At 71.0% G+C, this 25,360-nt stretch carries 20 protein-coding genes; 8 read left to right on the top strand and 12 right to left on the bottom strand.

The window, feature by feature from the left end; translation table 11 throughout:
- Positions 1-169: 169 nt before the first annotated feature.
- Positions 170-2,197 carry an EAL domain-containing protein gene (locus ADL03_RS37460; RefSeq protein ID WP_053738372.1) on the top strand — a complete coding sequence of 676 codons (2,028 nt, stop codon included), beginning with the start codon at positions 170-172 and terminating at the stop codon, positions 2,195-2,197.
- 66 nt (positions 2,198-2,263) lie between these two features.
- Positions 2,264-3,097 carry a S1C family serine protease gene (locus tag ADL03_RS37455; protein WP_053738371.1) on the top strand — a complete coding sequence of 278 codons (834 nt, stop codon included), beginning with the start codon at positions 2,264-2,266 and terminating at the stop codon, positions 3,095-3,097.
- A 74-nt stretch (positions 3,098-3,171) separates the two neighbouring features.
- Here the strand turns inward: ADL03_RS37455 and ADL03_RS37450 are convergent, their stop codons facing one another.
- Both ADL03_RS37450 and ADL03_RS37445 read right to left on the bottom strand, forming a co-directional pair.
- The gene (locus ADL03_RS37450; protein ID WP_053738370.1) at positions 3,172-4,404 is read right to left on the bottom strand and encodes a cyclopropane-fatty-acyl-phospholipid synthase family protein; all 1,233 of its coding nucleotides are present in this window, start codon (positions 4,402-4,404) and stop codon (positions 3,172-3,174) included.
- On the bottom strand, positions 4,405-5,712 hold the full coding sequence (locus ADL03_RS37445; protein ID WP_053738369.1) for an FAD-binding oxidoreductase: 1,308 nt from the start codon (positions 5,710-5,712) through the stop codon (positions 4,405-4,407).
- A 214-nt stretch (positions 5,713-5,926) separates the two neighbouring features.
- On the opposite strand from ADL03_RS37445, the gene ADL03_RS37440 reads away from it, so the two are divergent.
- Complete coding sequence (locus tag ADL03_RS37440; RefSeq protein WP_053738368.1) at positions 5,927-7,462, top strand: acyl-CoA dehydrogenase family protein; 1,536 nt, start codon at positions 5,927-5,929, stop codon at positions 7,460-7,462.
- A 44-nt stretch (positions 7,463-7,506) separates the two neighbouring features.
- Here ADL03_RS37440 and ADL03_RS37435 read toward each other — a convergent pair whose 3' ends face one another.
- The 4 genes from ADL03_RS37435 to ADL03_RS37420 form a co-directional block, all read right to left on the bottom strand.
- Positions 7,507-8,658 (bottom strand): acyl-CoA dehydrogenase family protein, encoded by a 1,152-nt coding sequence (locus ADL03_RS37435; protein ID WP_053738367.1) that lies wholly within the window; start codon positions 8,656-8,658, stop codon positions 7,507-7,509.
- Between the two features lie 5 nt (positions 8,659-8,663).
- Positions 8,664-10,577 (bottom strand): biotin carboxylase N-terminal domain-containing protein, encoded by a 1,914-nt coding sequence (locus ADL03_RS37430; RefSeq protein WP_053738388.1) that lies wholly within the window; start codon positions 10,575-10,577, stop codon positions 8,664-8,666.
- Between the two features lie 2 nt (positions 10,578-10,579).
- Positions 10,580-12,172, bottom strand: coding sequence for a carboxyl transferase domain-containing protein (locus ADL03_RS37425; RefSeq protein ID WP_053738366.1), 1,593 nt, complete (start codon positions 12,170-12,172; stop codon positions 10,580-10,582).
- Positions 12,173-12,311: 139 nt separating this feature from the next.
- Entirely contained in the window at positions 12,312-13,097 is a 786-nt protein-coding gene (locus ADL03_RS37420; protein ID WP_053738365.1) for an SGNH/GDSL hydrolase family protein, read from the bottom strand.
- Positions 13,098-13,259: 162 nt separating this feature from the next.
- On the opposite strand from ADL03_RS37420, the gene ADL03_RS37415 reads away from it, so the two are divergent.
- The gene (locus ADL03_RS37415; protein WP_053738364.1) at positions 13,260-13,835 is read left to right on the top strand and encodes a TetR/AcrR family transcriptional regulator; all 576 of its coding nucleotides are present in this window, start codon (positions 13,260-13,262) and stop codon (positions 13,833-13,835) included.
- Positions 13,836-13,892: 57 nt separating this feature from the next.
- On the top strand, positions 13,893-16,232 hold the full coding sequence (locus ADL03_RS50005) for a phospholipase A2 (RefSeq protein ID WP_053738363.1): 2,340 nt from the start codon (positions 13,893-13,895) through the stop codon (positions 16,230-16,232).
- A 450-nt stretch (positions 16,233-16,682) separates the two neighbouring features.
- On the opposite strand, the gene ADL03_RS37400 is transcribed toward ADL03_RS50005, so the two are convergent.
- From ADL03_RS37400 to ADL03_RS37390, 3 genes are all read right to left on the bottom strand, one after another.
- Positions 16,683-17,387: an alpha/beta hydrolase gene (locus ADL03_RS37400; protein ID WP_053738361.1), complete on the bottom strand. Its 705-nt coding sequence runs from the start codon at positions 17,385-17,387 to the stop codon at positions 16,683-16,685.
- 62 nt (positions 17,388-17,449) lie between these two features.
- Entirely contained in the window at positions 17,450-18,103 is a 654-nt protein-coding gene (locus ADL03_RS37395; protein WP_082373803.1) for a response regulator transcription factor, read from the bottom strand.
- On the bottom strand, positions 18,100-19,218 hold the full coding sequence (locus ADL03_RS37390) for a sensor histidine kinase (protein WP_053738386.1): 1,119 nt from the start codon (positions 19,216-19,218) through the stop codon (positions 18,100-18,102). The genes ADL03_RS37395 and ADL03_RS37390 overlap by 4 nt, the downstream gene beginning before the upstream one ends.
- Before the next feature lie 120 nt (positions 19,219-19,338).
- Between ADL03_RS37390 and ADL03_RS37385 the strand changes: the two genes are divergently transcribed.
- A complete protein-coding gene (locus tag ADL03_RS37385; RefSeq protein WP_053738360.1) occupies positions 19,339-19,845 on the top strand; it encodes a hypothetical protein in 507 nt (168 codons plus the stop codon).
- Here the strand turns inward: ADL03_RS37385 and ADL03_RS37380 are convergent.
- Positions 19,817-20,923, bottom strand: a complete 1,107-nt coding sequence (locus ADL03_RS37380) for an erythromycin esterase family protein (protein WP_053738359.1) — start codon at positions 20,921-20,923, stop codon at positions 19,817-19,819. The genes ADL03_RS37385 and ADL03_RS37380 overlap by 29 nt on opposite strands.
- A gap of 79 nt (positions 20,924-21,002) precedes the next feature.
- On the opposite strand from ADL03_RS37380, the gene ADL03_RS37375 reads away from it, so the two are divergent.
- Positions 21,003-21,689 (top strand): TioE family transcriptional regulator, encoded by a 687-nt coding sequence (locus ADL03_RS37375; RefSeq protein ID WP_053738358.1) that lies wholly within the window; start codon positions 21,003-21,005, stop codon positions 21,687-21,689.
- Here ADL03_RS37375 and ADL03_RS37370 read toward each other — a convergent pair.
- Positions 21,652-22,662 carry a homoserine O-acetyltransferase gene (locus ADL03_RS37370; RefSeq protein WP_053738357.1) on the bottom strand — a complete coding sequence of 337 codons (1,011 nt, stop codon included), beginning with the start codon at positions 22,660-22,662 and terminating at the stop codon, positions 21,652-21,654. The genes ADL03_RS37375 and ADL03_RS37370 overlap by 38 nt on opposite strands.
- Positions 22,662-23,948: a bifunctional o-acetylhomoserine/o-acetylserine sulfhydrylase gene (locus ADL03_RS37365; protein ID WP_053738356.1), complete on the bottom strand. Its 1,287-nt coding sequence runs from the start codon at positions 23,946-23,948 to the stop codon at positions 22,662-22,664. Before ADL03_RS37365 ends, ADL03_RS37370 begins: the two co-directional genes overlap by 1 nt.
- A gap of 195 nt (positions 23,949-24,143) precedes the next feature.
- Here ADL03_RS37365 and ADL03_RS37360 point away from each other — a divergent pair, with 195 nt between their 5' ends.
- Positions 24,144-25,151: a Gfo/Idh/MocA family oxidoreductase gene (locus ADL03_RS37360; protein WP_053738355.1), complete on the top strand. Its 1,008-nt coding sequence runs from the start codon at positions 24,144-24,146 to the stop codon at positions 25,149-25,151.
- The last annotated feature ends 209 nt before the right edge of the window (positions 25,152-25,360 follow it).

Raw genomic sequence — 25,360 nt, 5'->3', positions numbered from 1 at the left:
CCAAGTGATCAGTAAGCTTGCACGTCGGACCCACGCCCGGTAGTGGTGATGAACGAAGCTTCACCCGTTCGACCGAATCCGACGGAAGTGGGTTGCGCGGCGTGTCGATCGGCGCCCGACGATCGATCACCAGATCACACCGGTCCCCACGAATGGCCACCTGAGCGGAATGAACACGGTCGACAGCCGAGAGCCCGCCGCTCGCTGGGCGGCGGCGATCTCCACCACCCTTCTCGCGAACCTCACGCGCGAGAAGCTCGTGCGACTGCTCGGCGGGTACGTCGAGCGGTTGCTCACCGGTGATGTCGACGACGCCCGCCGGATCGGGCGCTCCATGGTGGCGAACGACCTGATCTCCTCGACCACGCTGGAGCTGACGCTCACCCACCTCGGCGAGCACACGCCCGTGACCCCGGCGCAGCTCGGCGCGCTGGCCGCCGGCTTCGCGGAGGGCCTGCGCGACCGCACCCTCGACCAGCAGGAGCTCACGCGCACGGCCGCGCTCAACGCGATGCACCGCGCGGAGAGCGCCGTGCGGGCGAGCGAGGCGAAGTTCCGGGCGATCTTCCGCGGTTCCGCGTTCCCGATCGTGGTCGTGAACCTCGACGGCCTCGTGGCGGACGTCAACGAGGCCGCGCAGACCATGCTGGGCTACCAGCGCGACGAGCTGCTCGGGATGACCGGCCGCGAGCTGGCCCACCCGGACGACCGCGCGGCGCTGCGCGAGATCGGCCAGCGGCTGCTGCAGACCGAGCTCGACCACGTCGTGGTCGAGAAGCGGATGGTGCGCAGCGACGGCGAGACGATCCAGACGCACATGGCGATCTCGCTGGTGCGAGAGAACGACGAGTCGCCGCCGTATTTCGTCACGATGATCGAGAACATGAACGAGATGCGCGCGCTCCAGACGCAGCTCGTCCGGCAGAGCCTCAACGACATGCAGACCGGCCTGCCGAACCGGGCGCAGTTCCTCGGCTGGCTGGAGGGCGCGGCCGGCACGAAGGGTCCCGAGGCCCTCGCGCTCGTGCAGGTCGACGTCGATGGGTTCCGCGGCGTGAACGACGCGTTCGGCCACGAGGCGGGCAACCGGGTGCTGATGGGCGTCGCCGCGCACCTGCGGGCGGTGTTCGACGGGGTCGGCAAGGTCGCGCGGATCGGCGAGGACGAGTTCGGCGTGCTGATCAAGGACCCGCGGGACGTGGCGGGCGTGGTCGCGCTGGTCGAGGAGTTCACCGCACGGCTGGAGGAGCCGACCTGGATCGGCGCGCACGGCGTGGGCGTCACGTGCAGCGTCGGTGTCGTGGCACGGGCGGCGCGCGGCGGTGACGCGGCGGACCTGCTGCGGGCCGCGGACGTGACGGTCGGCTGGGCCAAGCGCGACGGCAAGGCGCAGTGGGCGTTGTACGACCGCGAACGCGACCTGCGCGACAAGGAGCGGTACGCGCTGGCCGCGTCGATCCCCGGCGCGCTGGAGGAGGGCCGGTTCCGGGTCGACTACCTGCCGGTCCGCTCGCTGGCCGACGGCTCGGTGCTCGCGCTCGAAGCGAAGATCGTCTGGGACCACCCGGTGCACGGCCTGCTGTGCCCGGACACGTTCGTGGACCAGAGCTCCGAGAACGGCATGATCGTGCGGCTGGTGCGCTGGGCGCTGGAGGAGGCCTGCGGGCAGGCCGGGCGCTGGTACGCGGAGCTGGGCGCGCAGGCGCCGGTGCTGACGATCGACCTGCCGCTGCGGCTGTGCCAGGAACCGGAGCTGGTGGCCGAGGTGGCACGGGTGCTGGAACGCACCGGGCTGCCCGCGACGCAGCTGCGCTTCGAGCTGAACGAACGCCTGCCCGCCGCGCTGACCGACGAGCAGCTGGAAGAGCTGACCATCCTCGCCGAACGCGGCACCGGGCTGGTGCTCGACGAGGTCAACGGCGGTATCGACCGGCTGCGGCTGATCCCGTTGAGCGGCGTGAAGTTCGCCGGCGCCGTGGTGCACGGCCTGGCCGAGGACGCGAACCGGGTCGAGGAGAGCGCGTCGGTGACGCTGCTGCGGTGGGCTTCGATCCTCGACGTGCCGCTGCACGCGGACGGCGTGCGCACACCGTTCGAGGCGGCGCGGCTGGCCGAGCTGGGCGTGACCGGCGGGCAGGGACCGCACCTCGGGCCGACGCTGACCGCCGACGAGGTCTCCCAGCTCCTTCTCACATAATTCTTATCAGCAACAGCACGGGTTTCCGCACAGGTTGCTCACATGATCGCGGTCCATTCTCAGGTCATGACCGAGCAGAGCTTCCCCGCTATGAGCGGGACACTGGTTCAGCCGCAGCCAGCCGTTGCGCCGGCGCCGAAGTTCTGGCGCCGCACGGCCCCGGCACTGACCGCGGCGGCACTCGTCGCCGGGTTGTTCGGAGGTGTCACCGGTGCGGTGATCGCCTCGCCGGACAGCCCGCAGGCACCGCCCTCCGTCGTGGCGCAGACGGTCGCCAACCAGTCCACAACGGACTGGAGCTCCGTCGCCGCCAAGGTCCTGCCGTCCGTCGTGCAGGTCAACGTCGGCAACGGCCTCGGCTCCGGCGTGATCCTCACCGCCGACGGCCGGATCCTCACCAACAACCACGTCGTCGCCTCCGCCGGCGGCTCGGTCACGGTGACGCTGAACGACGGCCGCGAGGTGCCCGCCACCGTCGTCTCGACCGACCCGTCCTCCGACCTCGCCGTGCTGCAGGCCTCCGGGGTGTCCGGCCTGACGCCGATCACGTGGGCGGACTCCGACGACGTGAAGATCGGTGACGGCGTGATGGCCATCGGTTCGCCGTCGGGCCTGCAGGGCACCGTGACCACCGGCATCGTCTCCGCGCTGGACCGCAAGGTGACCGTGCCCGGTGAGGGCCGCCGGGCGGCTTCCGTGTCGTACCAGGCGATCCAGACCGACGCGTCGATCAACCCCGGCAACTCCGGTGGCGCGCTCGTGAACGCCGCCGGCGAGCTGGTCGGGATCAACTCGGCGATCTACTCGCCGGCGTCGAGCAGCGGTGCGGCCGGCAGCGTCGGCATCGGGTTCGCGATCCCGTCCAACACGGCGAAGACCATCGTCGGCAAGCTCGGCTGACGACCCGGAGTCCAGGCCGGGAGGTCCCAGGCCGCGGAAGCACCGGCTTCCGCGGCCTGGGCCCGTGTCCGGGATCAGGACAGCCAGTCGGGCCGCAACGGCATGTGCGCGTTCGTCCCGTCCAGCCTCACCCCGAGCACCTGGTGCAGCTGGATGTTGTTGCGGTCGAAGCCCAGCCGGGACGCGGCCAGGTACAGCCGCCAGACCCGGGCCCGCGCCTCGCCCACCTCGTCCACGGCCTCGTCCCAGTGCTCGTCGAGGTTGCGGCCCCAGGCGGCGAGCGTCAACGAGTAGTGCTCGCGCAGGTTCTCCTCGTGCCGCACCTCGAAGCCGGTGTCGTGCATCAGCGACACGAGGTGCCCCGGCCCGACCAGCTCGCCGTCCGGGAACACGTACCGGTTGATGAACGGCCCCGACAGCGCCCGCTGCTTGTTGTCCGGCCGGGTGATGCAGTGGTTCAGCATCCGCCCGCCCGGCTTGAGCTTGCGGTACAGCGACGAGAAGTACGCCGGCAGCTTCGCCTTGCCGATGTGCTCGGTCAGGCCGATGGACGACACCGCGTCGAACCCGGACTCCCGCACGTCGCGGTAGTCGAGGTGGCGCACCTCGGCGAGGTCGGACAGCCCGGCCTCGACGATGGCCTTCTGCGCCCACTCCGCCTGGTTGCGCGACAGCGTGACGCCGATCGCGCGCACCCCGTACTCGCGTGCGGCGTGCATGACCATGCCGCCCCAGCCGCAGCCGACGTCGAGCAAGCGCATGCCCGGCTTCAGCCCGAGCTTGCGCGCCACCAGGTCGTGCTTGGCGAACTGGGCTTGTTCCAAAGTGGACTCCGCGGTCGGGTAGACGGCACAGGTGTAGGCCATCGACGGGCCGAGGATCCACTCGTAGAACTGGTTCGAGACGTCGTAGTGGTGGGCGATGGCCTGCTGGTCGCGGGCCTTGGAGTGGCGCAGGCCGTGCAGGCGGGTCTCCTGCGGCGGCGGGGCCACGCGGTGCGACAGCCGGACCTTGCCGAGCAGCCGCAGCAGCTCGACCCGCTGCACCCAGGGGACCTCCCGCAACGACAGCTCGGAGAGCTGCGACAGGCCCGCGTGCACGTCGCCGAGGATCTCCAGGTGGCCGGTCACGTAGGCGCGGGCCAGACCGAGCTCACCGGGTGCGGAAGCCAGGTAGGACAGGGCTTCCGGCGTTTTCACGTCGATGGACACCGAGGCGGACGCCGGGCCGGCGGTGCTGCCGTCGTAGGCCTGGAAGCGGACGTCGTTGCCGCCGGTGATGCGCTGAAAGAGAGAGGCCAACCGCATTCATCGTCCCCTGACACACTTGGCGTACAGATCAGGCAGGCGGTTCGTCCGGTCGTACCGCGACTTCACGGACCGGTAGTGCGAACCGTTGTAGTGCCGCCAGAACTCGTCCTCCTCGTAGTAGGAGTCGGAGTACAGCGACTTGTGGCCGCCCAGCCGCGCCACCTCGCGCTCGATGAGCCGGTTGCGGTCACCCATCCGTTCTCCCGGGCGCACCGGGACCTCCGACCAGAACCCGACGTTGACGTACAGCACGTCCGGGTCCATCGGGTACAGCGGCCAGCCCGTGGTGTCGCGCAGGCGCACGGGGCACAGCCACACCGGCGAGATGCCGATCTCGCGGTCGAAGAAGTCGAGGAACGCGGGCAGCGTGGACACCGGGATCTCCACGTCCTGGATCACCGGCTCGACGTCGACCCGTGGCCTGAGCTGCCGGTGCTTGGCCACGAGCTTGCGGTAGACGTCCGAACGCAGGTACCGCTTCGGCCACAGGCGCCGGACCACCGGGTTCTGCGCGCCGAACGCCCGTGAGCACCAGAACCAGTCGGTGTCCCAGCGCCACAGGTAGTCGTGGATCGTCAGGTGGTCGGTCCGCCGCTGCTGGATGGAGCGGTAGTAGATCTGGTTGCCGGTGTAGTCCGACGTGTACGGCGCGATGTCGACGAAGTGCCCCAGCGTCAGGTACATCTCCCCGCGGGAGAACACGGTGCCGTCGACGAAGTCCGCCGAACCGTCCGCGCAGACCTCCTCGATCACCGCCGCGCACTCCTCGAACGACCCGAACGGCACGTGCCGCAACCGCACGTACTGCCGCACCGGTTCGAGCTCGATCTCCAGCCGCAGCGCGTAGCCGAGCGTGCCGTAGGAGTTCGGGAACGCCCGGAACAGGTCGTCGTCCGGTTTCGCCACCACGACCTCACCGTCGCCGGTGAGGATCTCCAGCTCGCGCACCGACTCGTGCGGCAGGCCGTTGCGGAAGGACGTGGACTCGATGCCCAGCCCCGCCACCGCCCCGCCGATCGTGATGGTCTTGAGCTGCGGCACCACCAGCGGCATGAGGCCGTGCGGCAGCGTCGCGGCGACGAGGTCCTCGTAGGTGGTCATGCCCTGCACCTGAGCGGTGCGTCCGACCGGGTCCACCGACAGCACCCGGTCGAACCTGCCGACGTCCAGCCCGCCGGACTGGTCCGCGCGGAACCGGAACAGGTTCGACGTCTTCTTCGCGAGCCGCACCGGCGCACCTTCGCGCATCGCGGCGTACTGCGCTGTCAACGCAGCCACGGCCGAGCTGTGCCCATGGTCACTCACGACGTGGACGTTATTCCTCGTCAGCGCCGTTGGCACGCCCAATTACGCCAATGGGCCAGTGATCTTCCACGGGAGGGCGCCGAAAGTCACCGATGAGGGGATCATCCGGACATGACCGGGGCACGGGACGCGGTGCGGCGTCCCGGCATGTGGTCGGCGGGCGTGCCGCTCGCGGGACTGCCCAAAGTTACTGCCGAGTAGTACCGTGCGGGGCATGGCTACGCACGAGGTGACCAACCAGGTTCCCCCGCTGACCGGTCACGACGTCGCGGACGACCCCGCGCTGCTGGGCTGGGCCGACGACGCCGAGCTGCACGAGCTGGGCCGGCTCGCGGGCAGTGCCGAGTGGCAGGAGCGCGGCCGGCTCGCGAACACCCACCCGCCGGTGCTGCACACGCACGACCGGTACGGGCACCGGATCGACGAGGTCGAGTTCCACCCGGCGTGGCACGACCTGATGGGCGTCGCCGTGAGCCACGGCCTGCACGCCTACGTCGACGGCGCTCACCTGGAGCGCGCGGCCCGGTTCTACGTGTGGTCGCAGGCCGAGGCGGGCCACGGCTGCCCGGTCTCGATGACCTACGCCGCCGTGCCCGCCCTGCGCGTGGCACCGGAGCTGGCGGAGGTCTACGAGCCGCTGCTGACCTCGCGCGAGTACGACTTCGGCCTGAAGGCGCCGCTGGGCAAGCGCGGCCTGATCGCGGGCATGTCGATGACCGAGAAGCAGGGCGGGTCGGACGTCCGCGCCAACACCACGGTCGCGCGTCCGGTCACCGACGGCTACGTGCTCACCGGGCACAAGTGGTTCACGTCGGCGCCGATGTCGGACGTGTTCCTGACGCTGGCGCAGGCACCCGGCGGGCTGACGTGCTTCCTGGTGCCGCGCGTGCTGCCGGACGGCACCCGCAACCGGTTCTTCCTGCAGCGGCTCAAGGACAAGCTCGGCAACAAGTCCAACGCCTCGGCGGAGGTCGAGTACGACGAGGCGTTCGCGTGGCGGGTCGGCGACGAGGGCCGGGGCGTGCGGACGATCATCGAGATGGTCAACACGACCCGCCTGGACTGCGTGCTGGGGTCGGCGGCCGGGATGCGGGCCGGGCTGCGGCAGGCGGCGCACCACGCGGCGCACCGCAAGGCGTTCGGGCAGTACCTGGTCGACCAGCCGGCGATGCGCAACGTGCTCGCGGACCTGGCCGTGGAGTCGGAGGCGGCGACCACGGCGGCGATGTGGCTCGCGCGGCACCGGCCGCGGCTCGGGCTCGCCGTGACCAAGTACTGGGTGTGCAAGCGCGGGCCGGTGCACGCGGCCGAGGCGCTGGAGTGCCTGGGCGGCAACGGTTACATCGAGGACAGCGGGATGCCGCGGCTGTTCCGCGAGTCGCCGCTGATGTCGATCTGGGAGGGCTCCGGCAACGTCGCCGCGCTCGACGTGCTGCGGGCGATGAGCAGGGAACCCGAGTCGGTGCAGGAGTTCCTGGGCGTCGTCAGCGGGGTCGACCCGCGCATCGACAAGGCGCTCAACGAGCTCGGCGGGACGCTGTCCGATGTGGACCAGTCGCAGGCGCGCCGCGTCGTGGAACGCATGGCGCTGGTCCTGCAGGGCGCACTGCTGGTCAAGCACGGACACCCCGCGGTCGCGGACGCGTTCATCAGCTCCCGGCTCGGCGGCGACTGGGGCGTGGCCTTCGGCACGCTGCCCAGGAACACCGACTTCGCCTCGATCGTCGAGCGGGCGGTGCCGAAGCTCTGACGGGACCGGGTGCCGGCGCGGTCGGCGACCGCGCCGGCCGGGCGTCAGAGGCCGAGCTCGCGGGCGATCAGCATCTTCTGCACCTCGGAGGTGCCCTCGCCGATCTCCAGGATCTTGGCGTCGCGGTAGAACCGGCCCACCGGGTACTCGTTCATGAAGCCGTAGCCGCCGAAGATCTGCGTGGCGTCACGGGCGTTGTCCATCGCCGCCTCCGACGACACGAGCTTCGCGATGGCTGCCTGCTTCTTGAACGGCTCCCCGCGCAGCATCCGGGACGCGGCCTCGTAGTAGGCCAGCCGCGCCGTGTGCACGCGTGCCTCCATCTCGGCGATCTTGAACTGGATCGCCTGGTACGTCCCGATCTTCGCGCCGAACGTCTCACGCTCGTGGGCGTACTTCACCGACTCGTCGACACAGCCTTGGGCCAGGCCCACCGACAGCGCGGCGATGGCGACGCGGCCCTCGTCCAGCGTCCGCAGGAACTGCGCGAACCCGCGGCCGCGGGTGCCCAGCAGGTTCGCCGCGGGCACCCGGCAGTCGGAGAACGACAGCTCGCGCGTGTCCGAGGCGCACCAGCCGACCTTCGAGTACTTCTTCGACACCGTGAAGCCCGGGGTACCGGACGGGACGATGATCGAGGAGATCTCCTTGCGGCCGTCGGGCAGCGTGCCCGTCACCGCGGCCACCGTCACCAGGCCGGTGATGTCGGTGCCGGAGTTCGTGATGAACGCCTTGGTGCCGTTGATGACCCACTCGTCGCCGTCGAGCCGCGCGGTGGTCGCGAGCGCGCCCGCGTCCGAACCGCTGCCGGGCTCGGTGAGGCCGAACGCGCCGAGCTTCTGGCCCGACGTGAGCGACGGCAGCCACTCCGCCTTCTGCTCGTCGGTGCCGAAGCGGTAGATCGGCATGGCGCCCAGCGAGGTGGCCGCCTCGACCGTGATCGCGACGGACGAGTCGACCCGCGCGAGCTCCTCCAGCGTCAGGCACAGCGCGAAGTAGTCGCCGCCCATCCCGCCGTGCTCCTCGGGGAACGGCAGGCCGAGCAGGCCCATCGCGCCCATCTTCGCGACGACGGGGTACGGGAACTCGCCGCGCTCGTAGTAGTCGCCGATGACCGGGGCCACCTCGTCGCGGGCGAACTCCTCGACGGTTTTGCGCAGGTCCTCGTACTCGCTCGGGAGCCTGAAGTCCAACATGGGTGTCACTCCTCGTGAGAGACGACGGTGGCCAGCACCTGGTCGAGTGCGACCTGCTGACCTGCTTGCACGTTCACCTCGGCGAGCACGCCGTCGACCGGTGCGGTGACGGTGTGCTCCATCTTCATGGCCTCGACCACGAACAACGCCTGCCCGGCGGTCACTTCCTCGCCCTGCTGGGCGCGCACGACCAGCACGGTTCCCGGCATCGGCGACTTCACCGGGCCGCCGGAGGCAGCGGCGCCGCCGGACGCCCCCACCAGGAACTCGGCCTCGGTCAACGCCCAGGACGCGCCGTCGTGGCCCAGCCACAGCACGTCGCCGTCACGGGCGACCGCGTACCGGCGCGAGCCGACGAGCAGGTCGGCGCCGTCCCTGCGGGCCCGTGCCCTGACCGGTTCCCCGGCGCCCACCACGACCTCGTCGCCGCGCACGCGCACGTCGACGTCGTTGATCCGCCACGTCGTCCAGGCGTGCTCGCCGACGCGCCAGCCGGACAGCTGGTCCCACGGGTCGTCGCCACGCGGATCGAGCGAGCGCTCCAGGCCGGCCGCCACGTACACGTCGTCCGGGACGTCCTGCGACGTCAGCGCGTCCAGCTTGCGTTCGACCAGACCGGTGTCGAGCGCGCCGGACCGCACGTCCTCATCACGCAGCAACGCCCTCAGGAACGGGATGTTCGTCGTGACGCCGAGCAGCACCATCTGACCGAGCGCGTGGTCCAGGCGGCGCAACGCCTCCTCGCGCGTGCGGCCGTGCGCGATCACCTTGGCGAGCATCGGGTCGTAGTCGGAGCCGACGACGAGTCCCTCGTACAGCCCGGAGTCGACGCGCACCGACGTGGGCTCGCGCAGTGCCAGCACCCGGCCACCGGTCGGCAGGAAGCCGCGCGCCGGGTCCTCGGCGTAGACGCGGGCCTCGACCGAGTGCCCGGTCAGCTCGACGGCGACGTCCAGCACCTCGCCGGACGCGACGCGCAGCTGCCACTCGACCAGGTCGACGCCCGTGACCTCCTCGGTCACCGGGTGCTCGACCTGCAGCCGGGTGTTCATCTCCATGAAGAAGTAGTCGCCGGACGCACCGTCCACGATGAACTCGACCGTGCCCGCGCCGACGTACCCGCAGGACCGCGCGGCGTCGACGGCCGCGGCGCCCATCGCCTCGCGCAGCTCCGGCGTGAGCAACGGCGACGGCGCCTCCTCGATGATCTTCTGGTGCCGCCGCTGGAGGCTGCACTCGCGTTCACCGAGGTGGATCACGTTGCCGTGGGTGTCGGCGAGGACCTGGATCTCGATGTGCCGCGGGTTCGTGACGAACCGCTCGATCAGCAGCGTGTCGTCGCCGAACGACCCGCGTGCCTCCCGCCGTGCCGACTCGATCGCCTCGCGCAGCGCGGACTCCTCGTGCACGAGCCGCATGCCCTTGCCGCCACCGCCCGCGGACGGCTTGAGCAGCACCGGGAAACCGATCTCCAGTGCCGCGTCGACGATCTCGTCGTCCGTCATGCCCGCCTGGGTGCGGCCGGGCACCACTGGCACGCCCGCCGCCGACACGGTCAGCTTCGCGCGGATCTTGTCGCCCATCGCGTCGATCGCCGCCGCGGGCGGTCCGACGAACACGATGCCCGCCTCGGCACAGGCCGCCGCGAACGCCGTGTTCTCCGCCAGGAAGCCGTAGCCGGGGTGGATCGCCTGCGCGCCGCCGGAGACGGCGGCTTGGACGATCTTCTCGATGGAGAGGTAGCTCTCGCGGGCCGCCGCCGGCCCGATCCGCACGGCCTCGTCGGCCATCCGGACGTGCAACGCCTCGGCGTCCGCGTCGGAGTACACGGCGACGGAACGGATCCCGAGCGACCGCAACGCGCGGATCACCCTGACCGCGATCTCCCCGCGGTTCGCCACCAGCACGCTGTCGAACATCATCACATCCGGAAGACGCCGTAGGAAACATCGTCGATGGGGGCGTTCGCCGCGGTGGACAACGCCAGCCCGAGCACCGTGCGCGTGTCACGCGGGTCGATCACGCCGTCGTCCCACAGCCGCGCGGTCGAGTAGTACGGGTTGCCCTGGTCCTCGTACTGCTGGCGGATGGGCGCCTTGAACGCCTCCTCGTCCTCCGCCGACCACTCGTCACCGAGCTGGCCGCGCCGGACCGTCGCCAGCACCGAGGCCGCCTGCTCGCCGCCCATCACGGAGATCCGCGCGTTCGGCCACATCCACAGGAACCGCGGCGAGTACGCCCGCCCGCACATCGAGTAGTTGCCGGCACCGAACGAGCCGCCGATGATCACGGTGAACTTCGGGACCCGAGCACACGCCACCGCGGTCACCATCTTGGCGCCGTGCTTGGCGATGCCACCGGCCTCGTACTCGCGGCCGACCATGAACCCGGTGATGTTCTGCAGGAACACCAGCGGGATGGACCGCTTGTCGCACAGCTGGATGAAGTGCGCGCCCTTGACGGCGGACTCGCCGAACAGGATGCCGTTGTTCGCGACGATCCCGACCGGGTGGCCGTGGATGCGCGCGAAGCCGGTGACCAGCGTGGCGCCGTACTCCTTCTTGAACTCCTGGAACCTCGACCCGTCGACGATCCGCGCGATCACCTCGCGCACGTCGTAGGGCGTCCGGGAGTCGGTCGGCACCACGCCGTAGAGGTCGCCGGGGTCCACCGCGGGTGCCTCGACCGGCGCGACGTCCCACGGGCGCTGCGCGCGCGGCCCGAGCGTGGAGATGATCGAGCGGACCATCCGCAGCGCGTGCGCGTCGTTCTCCGCGAGGTGGTCGGTCACGCCGGACGTGCGCGAGTGCAGCTCGCCGCCACCGAGGTCCTCGGCGCTGACGACCTCACCGGTCGCGGCCTTCACCAGCGGCGGACCGCCGAGGAAGATCGTGCCCTGGTTCCGCACGATGATCGCCTCGTCGCTCATCGCGGGCACGTACGCGCCACCCGCGGTGCACGAGCCCAGGACGGCGGCGATCTGCGGGATGCCCCTGGCCGACATCGTGGCCTGGTTGTAGAAGATCCGGCCGAAGTGCTCGCGGTCGGGGAACACGTCGTCCTGCTTCGGCAGGAACGCGCCACCGGAGTCGACCAGGTAGACGCACGGGAGGTTGTTCTGCAGCGCCACTTCCTGCGCGCGCAGGTGCTTCTTGACCGTGATCGGGTAGTAGGTGCCACCCTTGACCGTGGCGTCGTTCGCGACGATCACGCACTCCCGGCCGGACACCCTGCCGACGCCGGTGATGATGCCGGCGGCCGGTGCCTCGTCGCCGTACATGCCGTTCGCGGCCAGCGGCGACAGCTCCAGGAACGGCGAGCCGGGGTCCACCAGCGTGTCCACCCGCTCGCGCGGCAACAGCTTGCCGCGGTCGACGTGGCGCTGACGTGCCTTCTCCGGGCCGCCGAGGGCGGCGGTGGCGAGCTTGCCGCGCAGCTCGTCGACGAGCGCGGCGTGCTCCTTGGCGTAGCGGTCCGATGGCTCGGCGGCGCTGCGCAGGACCGGTGCGTCCATGCTCCCCAGACCTCAGGTTAGCGGGCGTTAACACGGCCATGTTAACGCCCGCTCACCTCACGGTCCACCACGGCGGGTGGGGAGCGGCCGGAGGGCAGGTCACCGCCCACTTACGGCACTCCCACGCACCGGAATTCGGCTAGCCGATGACCGACCGCAGTGCGGGCAGGTAGCCGCTCGCGTGACCGGCCCGGTTCGGGTGGTACGACTCCTCGACCGGCCAGCTCAGGCTGTTCAGCCACCAGCTCGACGAGCAGATCTCGTGCCCGGTGAACGCCCCGCGCACGTCGACGTAGGTGAACCCGGCCGCCGCGGCCCGTGCGCTGATGGTGTTGTGCAGCGCGTCGGAACCGGTGTTGATCGCGGCCCGCTTGGTGTCGCTCAGCCCGACGTTGCAGGTGCCGGGCACCTTGTACATGCGCGGGTAGCCGAGCACGACGACGCGTGCCGACGGGGACTTCGACCTGATGGTGCTGTACACGTTCGTGAGCAGGCCGGGGAGCGTGGTGGCGGCGTAGGTCTTGGCCTGGTTCACCCGGTTCACGCAGTCGGTGTCCGAGCCGAACGTGCACGTGGTGATCACGTCGGTGAAGCCGGCGTCGTTGCCGCCGACCTGCACGGTGACGAGGTTGGTGGCCGTGGTGACCGCCGCCGCCTGGCTGATGACGTCGCCGGTGCGGGCGCCGGAGCAGGCGACCGAGCGGAACGACGCCGGGGCTGTGGCCGCCGCCCACAGGGCCGGGTACGCGAGCGGGCCGCGCTTGCAGCTGCCGCTCGCGCCGTCGTAGGTGCCGGTTCCCAGGCCCGAGGCGTACGAGTCGCCGAGCGCGACGTAGTTGACCGGGGCGGCGCTGGCGGGGTTCGCGAGCGCGATGACTGCCGCGGCGGCGGTGACGACCGAGGCGATGAGGTGAGCAGGACGCATCGAAGACTCCCGAAGGGGCCGCAGGGGTGATGCTGTGCACGGCAATGGTTACTTACGGGTAAGGCCCCTGTGAAGTATTGGTCAATAGTCAACAATTGGCTCCGCTAGCCGCGTGAATTTCACCCATCAGACGTAAAAGTGAACGACTGCTAACCTTCCGGCGTGGCCGAGAAACCCTCACGTCGGGACCAGATCCTCACCGCCGCCGCGGAACTGTTCGCGCGGCACGGCTTCCACGGCGTGGGCATCGACGACATCGGCGCGGCCGTCGGCATCTCGGGGCCCGCGCTGTACCGGCACTTCCGCAGCAAGGACGCCATGCTCGGCGAGATGCTGACGTCGATCTCGGAGCGCCTGCTCGACGGCGGCCAGTCCCGCGTCGACGCCGCGGCCAACGCCGAGGAGGCGTTGCGCGACCTGGTCGGCTGGCACGTCGACTTCGCGCTGGACGACCCGGCGCTGATCACCGTGCAGATGCGCAACCTCGCGAACCTCACCGACCCGGACCGCCGGCGGGTGCGCGCGCTGCAACGCCGTTACGTCGAGGTGTGGGTGGAGACGATCCGGCGGACCGTGCCGGAGTTCGACGAGCCGACCGCCCGTGCCGCGGCGCACGCGGTGTTCGGGCTCATCAACTCGACCCCGCACAGCGCCCACCTCGACCGCGACCAGATGGCCGCCCTGTTGTCGCGCATGGCACTCGCGTCGCTCACGCCCGCGGCGGTCAACTCGCCGTAGCCGCCTGACCTGGCGGACTGGCGATCAGCCGAGACCGTTCCGTAACCTGGCGCGACAATGGGCGCCCGCACACTCCTCCTCCGGCTGCCGGCCTGGTTCCGGTTCACGGTCATCACCCTCGCCGTGTTCGTCGTCGGGGTGGTCGCGTCGCGCCCGGCGACCGGGGACGGCGGCACACCCGGCGGTGACGTCGTGGCGGCGGCCGGCGCGGTGCGCTCGCTCACCGAACCGTCCGCGACCCACGATCCCCGGCTCGACCTGCCCGGCGACTTCGCGGCGGAGATCGTGCGCGACCCCAGGACCGTCCGCGGGGCGGACGGCACGCTGCGCGTGATCGACCTCTCCGGCGGCTGCTCCGGCCCGGCCGGTGACACCGAGTGGGACTTCAGCGTCGCGTGCCGCGCACACGACATGGGCTACGACCTGCTGCGGTACGCGGAGCACAAGGGCCACGCGCTCGGGCCGCAGGCGCGCAGGGCGCTCGACGACCGGCTCACGGCGGACCTGCACACGCAGTGCGAGCTCAACCCGCGCGGCGCCAGGACGACCTGCCACGTGGTCGCCGAGACCTACGCGCTGGGGCTGCGGTTCAACTCGTGGCGGCAGCGCTGGGGCCCGCCGGGCCACGAACCCGTTGTGGCGTGGGCGTTCGGCAGCGCCATCGTGGTGTTCCTGCTGCTCGCCCGGCTACACGGCCGCCGCCGCGACGACCACCCCACCCTGCCACCCACCTTGGCACCCGCCCTCACACCCACCTTGGCGCCTGCCCCGCCATCCGCGCTGGCACCCGCCCCAACACCTACCTCGGCGCCTGCCCCGTCATCCGCGCTGGCACCCGCCCTCACACCCACCTCGGCGCCTGCCCCGTCATCCGCGCTGGCACCCGCCCCGACACCTACCTCGGCGCCTGCCTTGGCACCCGACCCGGCATCCGCGAGTTCGCGTCGGTCGTCCGGTCGCCCCTCCGCCGCGGATTCGGCGGAGCCCAATTCGCGGTGGAGCGGCGGCCGGATGGCCGACTTCCCGGCGAACTCGCCGCCGTCTGCGAAGCAGCGGCAATTGGACACAGACCGGTACGCCACCTTCCTGCGGTTGTTCAGCCTGGCGTTGCTGGTGCTCGGGGAAACCGTTGCGACGCTGGCACATCTGCGCGGCTCCGGCACGTCGTGGCTGTGGGCGTTGCAGGCGGTGCCGTTGTTCTTCTTCGCGGGCGGGCACGCGAACCTGCGGTCGTGGCAGGCGCACGAGGGCGGCTTCGGGTGCTGGGTGTCGAGCCGGACGTCGTGGCTGCTGCGGCCGGTGCTCGGGTTCGTGCTGCTGTGGGTGGTGCTGTTCACGGCGCTGAACCTGCTGGACGTGCGGGTCGAGGCCTACAGCAGGCTGATCACGCACCCGTTGTGGTTCCTCGGGGTCTACCTGCTCGCGGTCGCGGCGACACCGGCGGCCGCCTGGTTGCACCGCCACCACCGCCGCGCCACGCCGTTCGTGCTCGCGCTGGTGACGCTGGCGGTCGAGGTCGCGCGCACGTCGACGGACTGGCGCACCGGCGGGTACGTGAACCTGGTCGTCGGCGCGGTGCTGATGCAGCAGGTCGGGTTCTTCTACGCCGACGGCACGTTGCAGCGGATCTCCGGCAGGGTGCTGGCGGCGGTGGGGGCGGTCACGTTGCCCGCGTTGGTGTTCTTCAGCGACTACCCGCGGTCGGTGCTGGTGCTCGGGGTCGCGCAGGTCTGCCTCGCGCTGCTGGCCCGCGGGCACGTGTCGGTGTGGCTGGAGGGCCGCGCCTGGCACGTCGTGAGCTTCGCGCGCCGGGCACCGATGACCGTGTACCTGGCCTACCTCGTCGCGGTCGGCGCGGTCGTGGGGCTGCTCGGCCTCACGCACGCGCCGAGCTGGCTGGTGTTCCTGCTGCTGCCGCTGCCCCTGCTGTTCCACCGGTTCGAGCGCGAGATGGTCCGGTTCCCGCGGCTGTCCCACGAGTCGCACCGGACCCGGCTCGCCACGGTGCTGGGCGTGAGCTTCGGGATGCTGGGCGTGCTCGGGTTCGTCGTGGCGGGCTTCCTCGGCGACGGTGTGCTGGTGCTGCTGCCGGTGGACCCGTTGCAGAACGTCGTGCACCTGCTGCTCGGCTGGTACCTGATCCACACCGCCCGCACGGGCAGCTGTGACACGCGGTTGCCGTGGCTGCTCACGGCTCTGTCGTGCGTACCGCCGATGCTGGCGCCGCAGCCGGCGCCGCCGGTCGTGGTGCTGCACGCCGTGGCGATCGGGCTCGCAGTGCTCGCAGCCATCCCCAGGTCACGGCCGCGCACACCGGCAGCCACAGCAGCCGGTGCCACAGCCAGCCCTGACCAGCCGGTGGTTCCTGGAGTCCCGGCAGCGGTCCCCACGCGCTGAACACCAGCGTCACCGTGACCAGCGCGCTCTGGTGCACGAGCAGGACCGCCAGCGCGTTCTCGCTCACCCACCCGCCACGCACGACCGGTATGCGCAGCAACGGTTTCAGCGCCACCACGACCAGGTGGGCGCCGACGAACCACAGCGGCTCGACCACCAGGACACCGATGCTGTGCGCGGTGTCCTGGTCGACGCCGCGCAGCACCAGTCCGAACAGGACAGCGGCCCAGCACCCCAGCAGCACCAGCGCCTGCACCAGGAGCCGCCGGACCGGCACCGCCGCAGCGCCCACAACCACCAGCAGCACCAACGCGTTCAGCACCGGGTCGGCCCAGTGGGACCACACCGGCCGCCCGATCAGCATCCCGGTGGGCGTGTCGACGAGCGTCGTCGTGAGCCAATGACCGGCCACGACACCGGCCAGCGCGATCGTGACGACCGGGTTCCTGCTCACGGCTGCTCCCCCACGGCGATGCGGGCCAGCGCGGCCAGCGTGCCGGTGCCGGGCTCGTAGTAGCTCGCGTGGGTGCCGCCGGCGAAGCGCAGCACCGTGGCACCGAAGCGGTCCGACGCCGGATCGGTGCCATGGCCGAGGTCGAAGAGCCGCACGCCGGGCACGAACCGCATCCAGTCACCGGCGTTGCGCAGCACCCACACCTTGGCGTTCGTCCGCAGGTCGGCGACCGACCCCGCCCGCACGCCGGGGCTCCCGCTGAACACGACGTCGGCGACGTCGAGCTCGGGCGCGGCGAGTGCCACCACGACCGAGCCGTAGCTGTGGCCGAAGACGTGGATGCGCGCGTTGGTCCGCAACGCGCGCACGAAGTCGACGAGCGCGGCCGCACCCGCTCGCGCCAGCCGTCCCGTGGCCGCGTCCACGCCGAGCCCCCGCGGCGTGGCGTAGCCGAGCCACGCGATCACGGCGAGGTCGTCGCGACCGGCCGCCTCGTACAGGTCGGTCGCGTTCCGGCCGATCGTGCGGTCGAACCGGTCGACGTCCACGTCGGACCCCGGCACGATCACCACGACGTCACGCGCGGTGCTCAGGTCACCGACGACCGCCACGCGACGGGCGACGTCCGACCGCCACTCGCCCGTCGACGGCGCGACGGACGGCATCACGATCAGCAGGAGGACCAGCAGGCTTCGGCGCATGGACCCGAAACTAGGGAGGCGACCCGCCGGAGATCGTCACGCTGGCGTGCCGAATCCGCGTGCTACCCCGGTACCACGAGCCCGCTCTCGTAGGCCGCGATGACCGCCTGCGCCCGGTCGCGCAGGTCCAGTTTGGTCAGCACGCGGCTCACGTGCGTCTTGACGGTCTGCTCGGCGAGCACGAGGTGCGCGGCGATCTCGGCGTTCGACAGGCCCTGCGCGACCAGCACGAGGATCTCGGTCTCCCGCTCGGTCAGCACGGCGAGCCGCGCCGGGCGGACGCGGTCGGTGCGGCGGGCCCGCACGAAGTCCTCGATCAGGCGTTTCGTGATCGACGGCGCCAGCAACGCGTCACCCGCGGCCACCACGCGCACGGCATTGAGCAGCTCACGGGCCGGTGAGTGCTTGAGCAGGAACCCGCTCGCACCGGCCTGCAACGCCTCGTAGACGTAGTCGTCGAGGTCGAACGTGGTCAGCACGAGCACCTTCGACTCGCTGCCGCCGTCGAGCAGCAGGCGGGTGGCGTGCAGACCGTCCATCCCGGGCATGCGGATGTCCATCAGCACGACGTCCGGTTCGGTTCCGCGGGCCAGCGCGACACCGTCCGCGCCGTTGCCCGCCGACCCGATCACCTCGATGTCGTCCTGTGCGTCGAGCAGCGCGGAGAAACCCTCGCGCACCATCTCCTGGTCGTCCACCACGACCACCCTGATCACTTGTCCCCCAACGGAATCCTCGCCCGCACCATGAACCCGCCGTCGTCGGTCGACTTCACGGTCAGCGTGCCGCCGTGCACCGCCACACGTTCACGCATGCCTATCAGACCCTGACCACTGCCACCGCCCCTGGACGGTCCTCCCGCGGTGTTGCGCACCAGCACGTCCAGCTGGCCGTCTCTCTTGTGCACGTGCACGGACGCCTTCGAGCCGGGCGCGTGCCTGGTCGCGTTCGTCAGCGCCTCCTGCACGATCCGGTAGGCGGTCAGCCCGACCGCCTCCGGCACGTCGTCCACGTCGACCTCGGCCTCGTCTCCGGGCCTGGCCAGCTCCGGGATGCGGCTGATGCCCGGCTGCGGCTGTTTCTCCGGCGTCTGGCCGTCCGTCCTGAGCACACCGAGCAGCCGCTGCATGTCGGCGATGGCCTCCCGGGCGACCTGACCGACCTCCTCGAACTCCCGCTGGGCGGCCTCGTTGAGGCCCTGCAGGCGGTAGGGCGCGGTCTCGCACCGCACCACCACCATCGACATGTGGTGGGCCACCACGTCGTGCATCTCCCTCGCGATGCGCGCACGTTCTTCGAGGGCGGCCTTCTCACCGCGTTGTTCCTCCAGCTCGCGTTCCGCACGGCCGCGCGCACCGAAGAGGTAGAGCACGCCGGTGATGATCGGCACGGCGAGGACCGCGTCGTGGTGCTGCGACTCGGAGAAGCCCACCGCCGCCATGGTGAGCACGGTGGCGGTCGCCGTGACCCCGCCCGAGTAGAACGCGGCGACGCACGCCACCAGTGGCAGCAGGGTCCAGTACTGGAAGTCCGCCACGCCGGTCCAGCCGATCAGCGTGGCCACCGGGAACAGCGTGGCCGCGGCGAGGCGCCACGCGTGGAGCGGCGACCAGATCAGCAGCACGTACGGCAGGAACACCGACGCGAAGACGGCCGGCCACCACCCGTCCGGGTCCTCCAGCGCAACGTACCGGGCGGAACCGACGACCGCGAACACGAGCGCGTAGACCAGCAGCGCCCCGTGGAACGGCTTGCGGAACCGCCCCAGTGCCTTCACGAGCACTCGGGTGCGGTCGATGCCGAAGACGGTGCGGTACAGCGTGCGCAACACCACCCGAGCCTAGGTGCAGCCGCTCGCGACCACATTGACCTGCGGAGTGACATACCCCGGTAGCACTCTGATCAAGATGGGGCATTGCGATTGTGTTGGGCCGCGCGGTAGGCAGTACCTGTGAGACCACCACAGGACCCGGATCGCTGGGCACGGCTGACCGCCGTGGCCGGCGAGGCGCTGGCGGCTGCCAGGGCCGGTGAGGACGCTGTGGCGGTGGACCTCGTGACCGGCTATCTCAGCGGGTCACCGGAGGGCAACGAGGAGATCCGCGAGCTCGTGCTGCTCCTGTTCGCCGAGTGCAGCTCCATGGTCGGCTCGCTCGGCTCCGGCGGCGCGACACCGGTGAAGATGCAGGTCTTCGACGAGGACGGCCGCGAGGTCCAGATCGACGACGCCGACCCGCCGGTCCGCACGGCGATCCGCGCGTTGCTGGCCGAGGTGCACGGCGACCAGGACGCGGCCTCCGAGCAGATCGAGATCGCACTGGCCAACGGGGCACCGCAGGAGCTCGCGACCGTGGTGCTGCAAGCCCTGCGGTGGACCCTCAAGCTGGCGATCGAGTGCGAGACGCGCGACCTGCCCGTCGCGACGTGGATCACCGCGTCACTGGACGACCAACCCTGACGTGCAGCACGGCGTCCACGCCGTCGAGCAGGTGCCGGTCCACGGGGAAGTAGCCCATCTCCGGCCGGGTGTCCGCGCGCACCGTCCCGGTGGGCTTGTCCGCGAGGCCCCAGGTGGTGAAGCGGTCCTGCAGCGAGCCTTCGAAGGTGCCTTTGTCCGGTTCACCGAGCCCGAACGTGTCGTTGCGGCCGAGGGTGCCCGCGATGACCGTGTACTGGTCACCCAGGACCGGTGCCACGAGCGCGCCCGCGGAGAGCCACTCGATCCGCTCGCCCGCCATCTCCATCGAGCTGCTCGTGCGTTGCAGGTGGGCGTTGTGCATGAAGACGAACGTCGGGCCGCGGCCCGCCTCGATCCGGCGGATCTCCAGCAGGTTGCGGGCCATCACGCCGTCCCGCTGCTGACACAGGCGGTTCAGGCGCACGCCCAGCGGGTTGGGCTCCGCGCACTCCCGGTGGTAGCGCAGGAGGCTCAGCGCGGCCGTCAGGTGGGTCTCCGCGCGTTGCCAGCCCTCGTCGTGCGGCCGGTTGTGCAGCTCGGCGAGCATGGCCTGGCCGAGCGCGCGGAACCGGACGGCCTCTTCGGACTGTCCGGGTGACCTCGTCAGGTCCAGCACTGCCTCGTCGCGGCTCCACCTCTCGTCGTCGGTGCTGAAGTCCGCGTCGAGGCCGAGGTAGTCGCGGGCGTGCTCCAGGTACGGGCGCGGGCTGGGCACGCTGGTGGTCTCGCCGGGGAAGTCGGCGCCGTGGAACGTGAGCTGCTCGTCGGCCGGCCGGTCCCGATTGTACTCGCGCAGCCACGCGACCAGCTCGCGGTTGGCGGGCCACTCGCCGAAGCGGTGGCTGAAGCCCTCCTCCATGACGGTGTCGAGGTCACCGGGACCGCCCTTGACGTAGTCGTCGACCAGCAGGCCCCTGACCCGGCAGGTCTCCAGCGCGATCGAGCGGAAGCCCGCGGCGGCCAGCTGCTCGAAGAGCTCGTTGCGGATCCAGGTGTGGGCGTGCTCCAGGTGCGTCGGCTCGCCGAAGGCCAGCAGCTCGGTGAAGGGGTGGATGAACTCGCGGATGTCCTGGCTCATGTGGGTCAATCGTATCTTTGAAACCTCTGTTGAAACTTTTCCGCGGTAGCGGCTGCAAAGGCCCGCTAAAGTCTCAACCGTGCGTCCAGCCGACCTAGCGCGCGAGCACGGCATCTCGACCCAGGCGGTGCGCAACTACGAGCGCGACGGGTTCATCCCGGCAGCCGACCGGACCGAGTCCGGCTACCGCGTCTACACCGAGGTGCACGCGGCGGCGTTGCGCACGTTCCTCGCGCTGGTCCCCGCGTTCGGTCACGCCGTGGCCGGGCAGATCATGAACGCCGTTCACACCGGTTCGCTGGACGACGTGCTGACCACCCTCGACCGCGGCCACCACCGGCTGTTGCGCGACCGCGAGACGCTCGACTCGGTGAGCCGCGCGGTGGCCGACCTGACCGACGTGGAACCGGTCGCGCGGCCGTGCTCGATCGGTGAGCTGGCGCGCCGGCTCGGCGTGACCCCGGCGACGCTGCGGGCGTGGGAGGAGGCCGGCGTCCTCACGCCGCGCCGCGAGGCCACCGGCTACCGCGTGTTCTCCGCCGCCGACGTCCGTGACGCCGAGCTGGCCCACCTGCTGCGCCGCGGCGGTCACCCGCTGGCGCGGATCGCGGTGGTGGTGCGGCAGATCCGCACGGCCGGTGGCACCGACACGGTGGCCGCCGCGCTGACCGACTGGCGGAGCAGGCTGACCGCGCGGGGGCTGGCGATGCTCGCCGCCTCCGCGCGGCTCAACGACTACCTGACCGCGCGGGCACCAGTTCGCTGACGAGCGCGCCGACCTGGTCGCTCTCGATCAGGAACGCGTCGTGCCCGTACGGCGAGGTGATCACCCGCAGGTCGTCGGCGCCGGGGATGCCCGCCGCCAGCTCCGCCTGCTGGGCCAGCGGGTACAGCCGGTCCGAGTCCACACCGGCCACCACGGTCCGCGCCGTCACCCGGCGCAGCGCCGCTTGCACGCCACCCCGGCCGCGGCCCACGTCGTGCGAGTTCATCGCATCGGTGAGCGTGACGTAGCTGGCGGCGTCGAACCGCCGGACCAGCTTCTGCGCGTGGTGGTCCAAATAGGACTCGATGGCGAACCTGCCGTCCTCCTGCACCTCCCGGCCGAACCGCGCCTGCAGCTCCTGCTCGCTGCGGTAGCTGAGGTGCGCGATCCTGCGTGCCACACCGAGACCCTCGTGCGGATCGGCCCTGATCGCGTGCAGCTGGGCCGACGCGAGCCCGATCTGCTCGGCGGACGCCGCCGCCGTGGTGGCCAGCAGGAGCAGCGACCGCACCCGGTCCGGTTCGCCCACGGCCCACTCGACCGCGCGCATGCCGCCCATGGACCCGCCGAGCACCGCCGCCCACTGCCCGATGCCCAGGTGGTCGGCCAGCAGCACCTCCGCCGCGACCTGGTCGCGGATGGTGATCCGCGGGAACGCCGGGTGCTGCCACGGCCCGGTGCTGCCCTGGCACCCGCCGAGCACGTTGGGCGCCACCACGAAGCACCCGTCCAGCGGCCCCGGCTCGACGAGTGCGTCCCACCAGCCCGGCGTGGGGTGACCCGGCTCCACGCCCCCGGCGACATGGCTGTCCCCGGTGAGGGCGTGGAGCACGAGCACCGCGTTGGAGGCCTCCGCGTTCAAGGTCCCCCACGTCTCGTACGCGAGCTGGAAACCCGGCAACCCGGCGAACGGTTCGCTGTGGCTGAACCACTTCCGCCGCCCGTTCGGGTCGCCGAAGCGCCAGCCGCCCACTACAACTCGGACTTCGCCGCGGTGAAGCCCGCCTCCAGGTCCGCCTTGAGGTCCGCGATCCCCTCCAGGCCGACGCTCAGCCGCACCAGCCCCGGTGTGACGCCCGCGACGAGCTGCTCCTCCGGCGTGAGCTGGCTGTGCGTGGTCGAGGCCGGGTGCACGATCAACGACCGCACGTCACCGATGTTCACCAGCTGGCTGAACAACGTCGTCCCGTCCACGAACGCCCGTCCCGCCTCGACCCCGCCGCGCAGCTCGAAGCTCACCACCGCGCCGGCACCCTTGGGCAGGTACTTCGTGGCGTTGGCGTGGAACGGCGACGACGGCAGCCCCGCGTAGTGGACCTTCGCGACCTCGTCCCGCTCCTCCAGCCACTCGGCGAGCGCCTGCGCGTTCTGCACGTGCCGCTCGATCCGCAGCGACAGCGTCTCGATCCCCTGGATCACCAGGAAGCTCGTCAACGGCGCGATCGCCGCACCGGTGTCGCGCAGCCCCTGCACCCGCAGCTTCGCTGCGAACGCCCCGTGCCCGAGCACCGGCCAGTACCGCAGCCCGTGGTAGCTGGGGTCCGGCTCGTGGAAGTCGGGGAACTTCTCCGGGCCGTACTCGAACTTGCCGCCGTCGACCACGACACCGGCGATGGCCGTGCCGTGCCCGCCCAGGTACTTCGTGGCCGAGTGGATGACGATGTCCGCGCCGTGGTCCAGCGGCCTGAGCAGGTAGGGCGTCGGCACGGTGTTGTCGACGATCAGCGGGATGCCGTTCTCGTGCGCGACCGCCGCGATCCCCTCGATGTCGAGCACGTGGCTGCGCGGGTTGGCCAGCGACTCACCGAACAGCAGCTTCGTGTTCGGCCTGATCTTGGCCCGCCACTCGTCGAGGTCGTCGGGGTCCTCCACGAAGGACACCTCGATGCCGAGCTTGGGCAGCGTGTAGTGGAACAGGTTGTACGTGCCGCCGTAGAGCGACGCGCTCGACACGAGGTGGTCCCCGACCTTGGCCAGGTTGAGGATCGCCGCCGTCTCCGCCGCCTGCCCGGAGGCGAACGCGACCGCCGCGATCCCGCCCTCGAGCGCCGCGACGCGCTGCTCCAGCACGTCCTGCGTGGGGTTGTTGATGCGCGTGTAGATGTTGCCGGGCTCAGCCAGCGCGAACAGGTCGGCCCCGTGCTGGGTGTCCCGGAAGACGTAGGAGGTGGTCTGGTAGATCGGCGTGGCCCGCGCACCGGTCGCCGGGTCGGGCGCCGCGCCCGCGTGGATCTGCGTCGTCTCGAATGACCAGGACATGGCTGTGCTCCAGTTGGTTCGTTGCCGGGGGGAGTGGGCGTGGTCAGCCGGAGCGACGACACGCCATGCTGGTGACGCGCACGTAGTCCACGTGGCGTCGCCTCACGAGCAGCAGCGTCATGGTTGCTGACCGTAGGGGTCCGTTCGGCCCACGCGACACCCCGTCCACCAGGTGGGACCGCTTAGGCTGATCACATGCGCACAGCTCTGGTCGGCTACGGACTCGGTGGGGCCGCTTTCCACGCCCCGTTCATCTCCACCACCCCGGGCCTGGAACTCTCGGCCGTCGTCACCGCCAACCCGCAACGCCAGTCCGAGGTGCGCTCCCGCTACCCCTCCACCCGCCTGCTGTCGTCACTGGACGAGGTCTGGTCCGGCGCGTTCGACCTGGTGGTCATCACCACCCCGAACCGCTTCCACGCCACCCACGCCCGCCAGGTCCTGGAACACGGCCTGAACGTGGTGGTCGACAAACCCTTCGCCGCCTCAGCCGCCGAGGCCCGCGCCCTGGCCTCGATCGCCTCGTCCCGCGACCTGATGCTGGTCCCGTTCCACAACCGCCGCTGGGACGGCGACTTCCGCACCGTCAAATCCCTCCTGGCCACCAACGCCCTGGGCGAGGTCCACCGCTTCGAGTCCCGCTTCGAGCGCTACCGCCCCGAGATCAAGTCGTCGTGGAAGGAGTCCGGCGACCCCGCCGACCTCGGCTCCATCCTCTTCGACCTGGGCACCCACCTGATCGACCAGTCCGTGGCCCTGTTCGGCCGCCCGCTCTCGGTCCACGCGGAGATCGCGACCGTCCGCCCCGGCGCCAAAGCCGACGACGACGTCTTCCTCGCCCTGACCCACGAGGCCGGGGTCCGCTCCCACCTGTGGATGAGCGCCCTGGCCGCGGACCAGGGCCCCCGCTTCCGCGTCCTGGGCCACGACGCCGCGTACGTGAAGTACGGCATGGATCCTCAGGAAGAGCGCCTGAAGGCGGGCGAGACCCCTGGCGGTCCAGGCTGGGGCGAGGAGCCGGAGTCCGCCTGGGGCACGCTCGGCGGCCAACCCCACCGCACCGAACCCGGTGCGTACCAGCACTTCTACGCGTCGATCGCAGCCGGTGTGGCCCCCGTGTCACCGCAGGACGCCGTGACAGGCCTGGAGGTCATCGAGGCCGCCAAGCAGTCCGCGATCACCGGCGACTCAGTCCGCCTGTAACCGAGGGCCGAAGGCCCGGCTGTCCAGGTATCGAGGGCCGAAGGCCCGAGCCGTCTTTTCACAAGAACCTCCCGCAAGCACCAACGCAACAGCAAGCCGCCCAAAGCACCAGGCGTGCCATCTACCCACGCGCGGCGCTGGCCAGTCTTTGATCAGTTGTCAGGGGGTCGAGGGGGACGGAGTCCCCCCGAAACGCCGAAGGCGTTGCT

The sequence above is a fragment of the Nocardia sp. NRRL S-836 genome, assembly GCF_001279525.1.
Taxonomy (GTDB): domain Bacteria; phylum Actinomycetota; class Actinomycetes; order Mycobacteriales; family Pseudonocardiaceae; genus Lentzea.
The sequence above is the reverse complement of the archived record's forward strand: the minus strand, read 5'-3'. Positions and strand labels throughout refer to the sequence as shown.

What these genes read in the sequence shown, in the direction of transcription:
- ADL03_RS37455 (WP_053738371.1), top strand. Translation starts at nt 2,264, where the DNA reads ATGACCGAGCAGAGCTTCCCCGCTATGAGCGGGACACTGGTTCAGCCG.
- ADL03_RS37435 (WP_053738367.1), bottom strand. Translation starts at nt 8,658, where the DNA reads ATGTTGGACTTCAGGCTCCCGAGCGAGTACGAGGACCTGCGCAAAACC.
- ADL03_RS37430 (WP_053738388.1), bottom strand. Translation starts at nt 10,577, where the DNA reads ATGTTCGACAGCGTGCTGGTGGCGAACCGCGGGGAGATCGCGGTCAGG.
- ADL03_RS37440 (WP_053738368.1), top strand. Translation starts at nt 5,927, where the DNA reads ATGGCTACGCACGAGGTGACCAACCAGGTTCCCCCGCTGACCGGTCAC.
- ADL03_RS50005 (WP_053738363.1), top strand. Translation starts at nt 13,893, where the DNA reads ATGGGCGCCCGCACACTCCTCCTCCGGCTGCCGGCCTGGTTCCGGTTC.
- ADL03_RS37460 (WP_053738372.1), top strand. Translation starts at nt 170, where the DNA reads ATGAACACGGTCGACAGCCGAGAGCCCGCCGCTCGCTGGGCGGCGGCG.
- ADL03_RS37400 (WP_053738361.1), bottom strand. Translation starts at nt 17,387, where the DNA reads ATGCGCCGAAGCCTGCTGGTCCTCCTGCTGATCGTGATGCCGTCCGTC.
- ADL03_RS37360 (WP_053738355.1), top strand. Translation starts at nt 24,144, where the DNA reads ATGCGCACAGCTCTGGTCGGCTACGGACTCGGTGGGGCCGCTTTCCAC.
- ADL03_RS37425 (WP_053738366.1), bottom strand. Translation starts at nt 12,172, where the DNA reads ATGGACGCACCGGTCCTGCGCAGCGCCGCCGAGCCATCGGACCGCTAC.
- ADL03_RS37420 (WP_053738365.1), bottom strand. Translation starts at nt 13,097, where the DNA reads ATGCGTCCTGCTCACCTCATCGCCTCGGTCGTCACCGCCGCCGCGGCA.
- ADL03_RS37450 (WP_053738370.1), bottom strand. Translation starts at nt 4,404, where the DNA reads ATGCGGTTGGCCTCTCTCTTTCAGCGCATCACCGGCGGCAACGACGTC.
- ADL03_RS37365 (WP_053738356.1), bottom strand. Translation starts at nt 23,948, where the DNA reads ATGTCCTGGTCATTCGAGACGACGCAGATCCACGCGGGCGCGGCGCCC.
- ADL03_RS37380 (WP_053738359.1), bottom strand. Translation starts at nt 20,923, where the DNA reads ATGAGCCAGGACATCCGCGAGTTCATCCACCCCTTCACCGAGCTGCTG.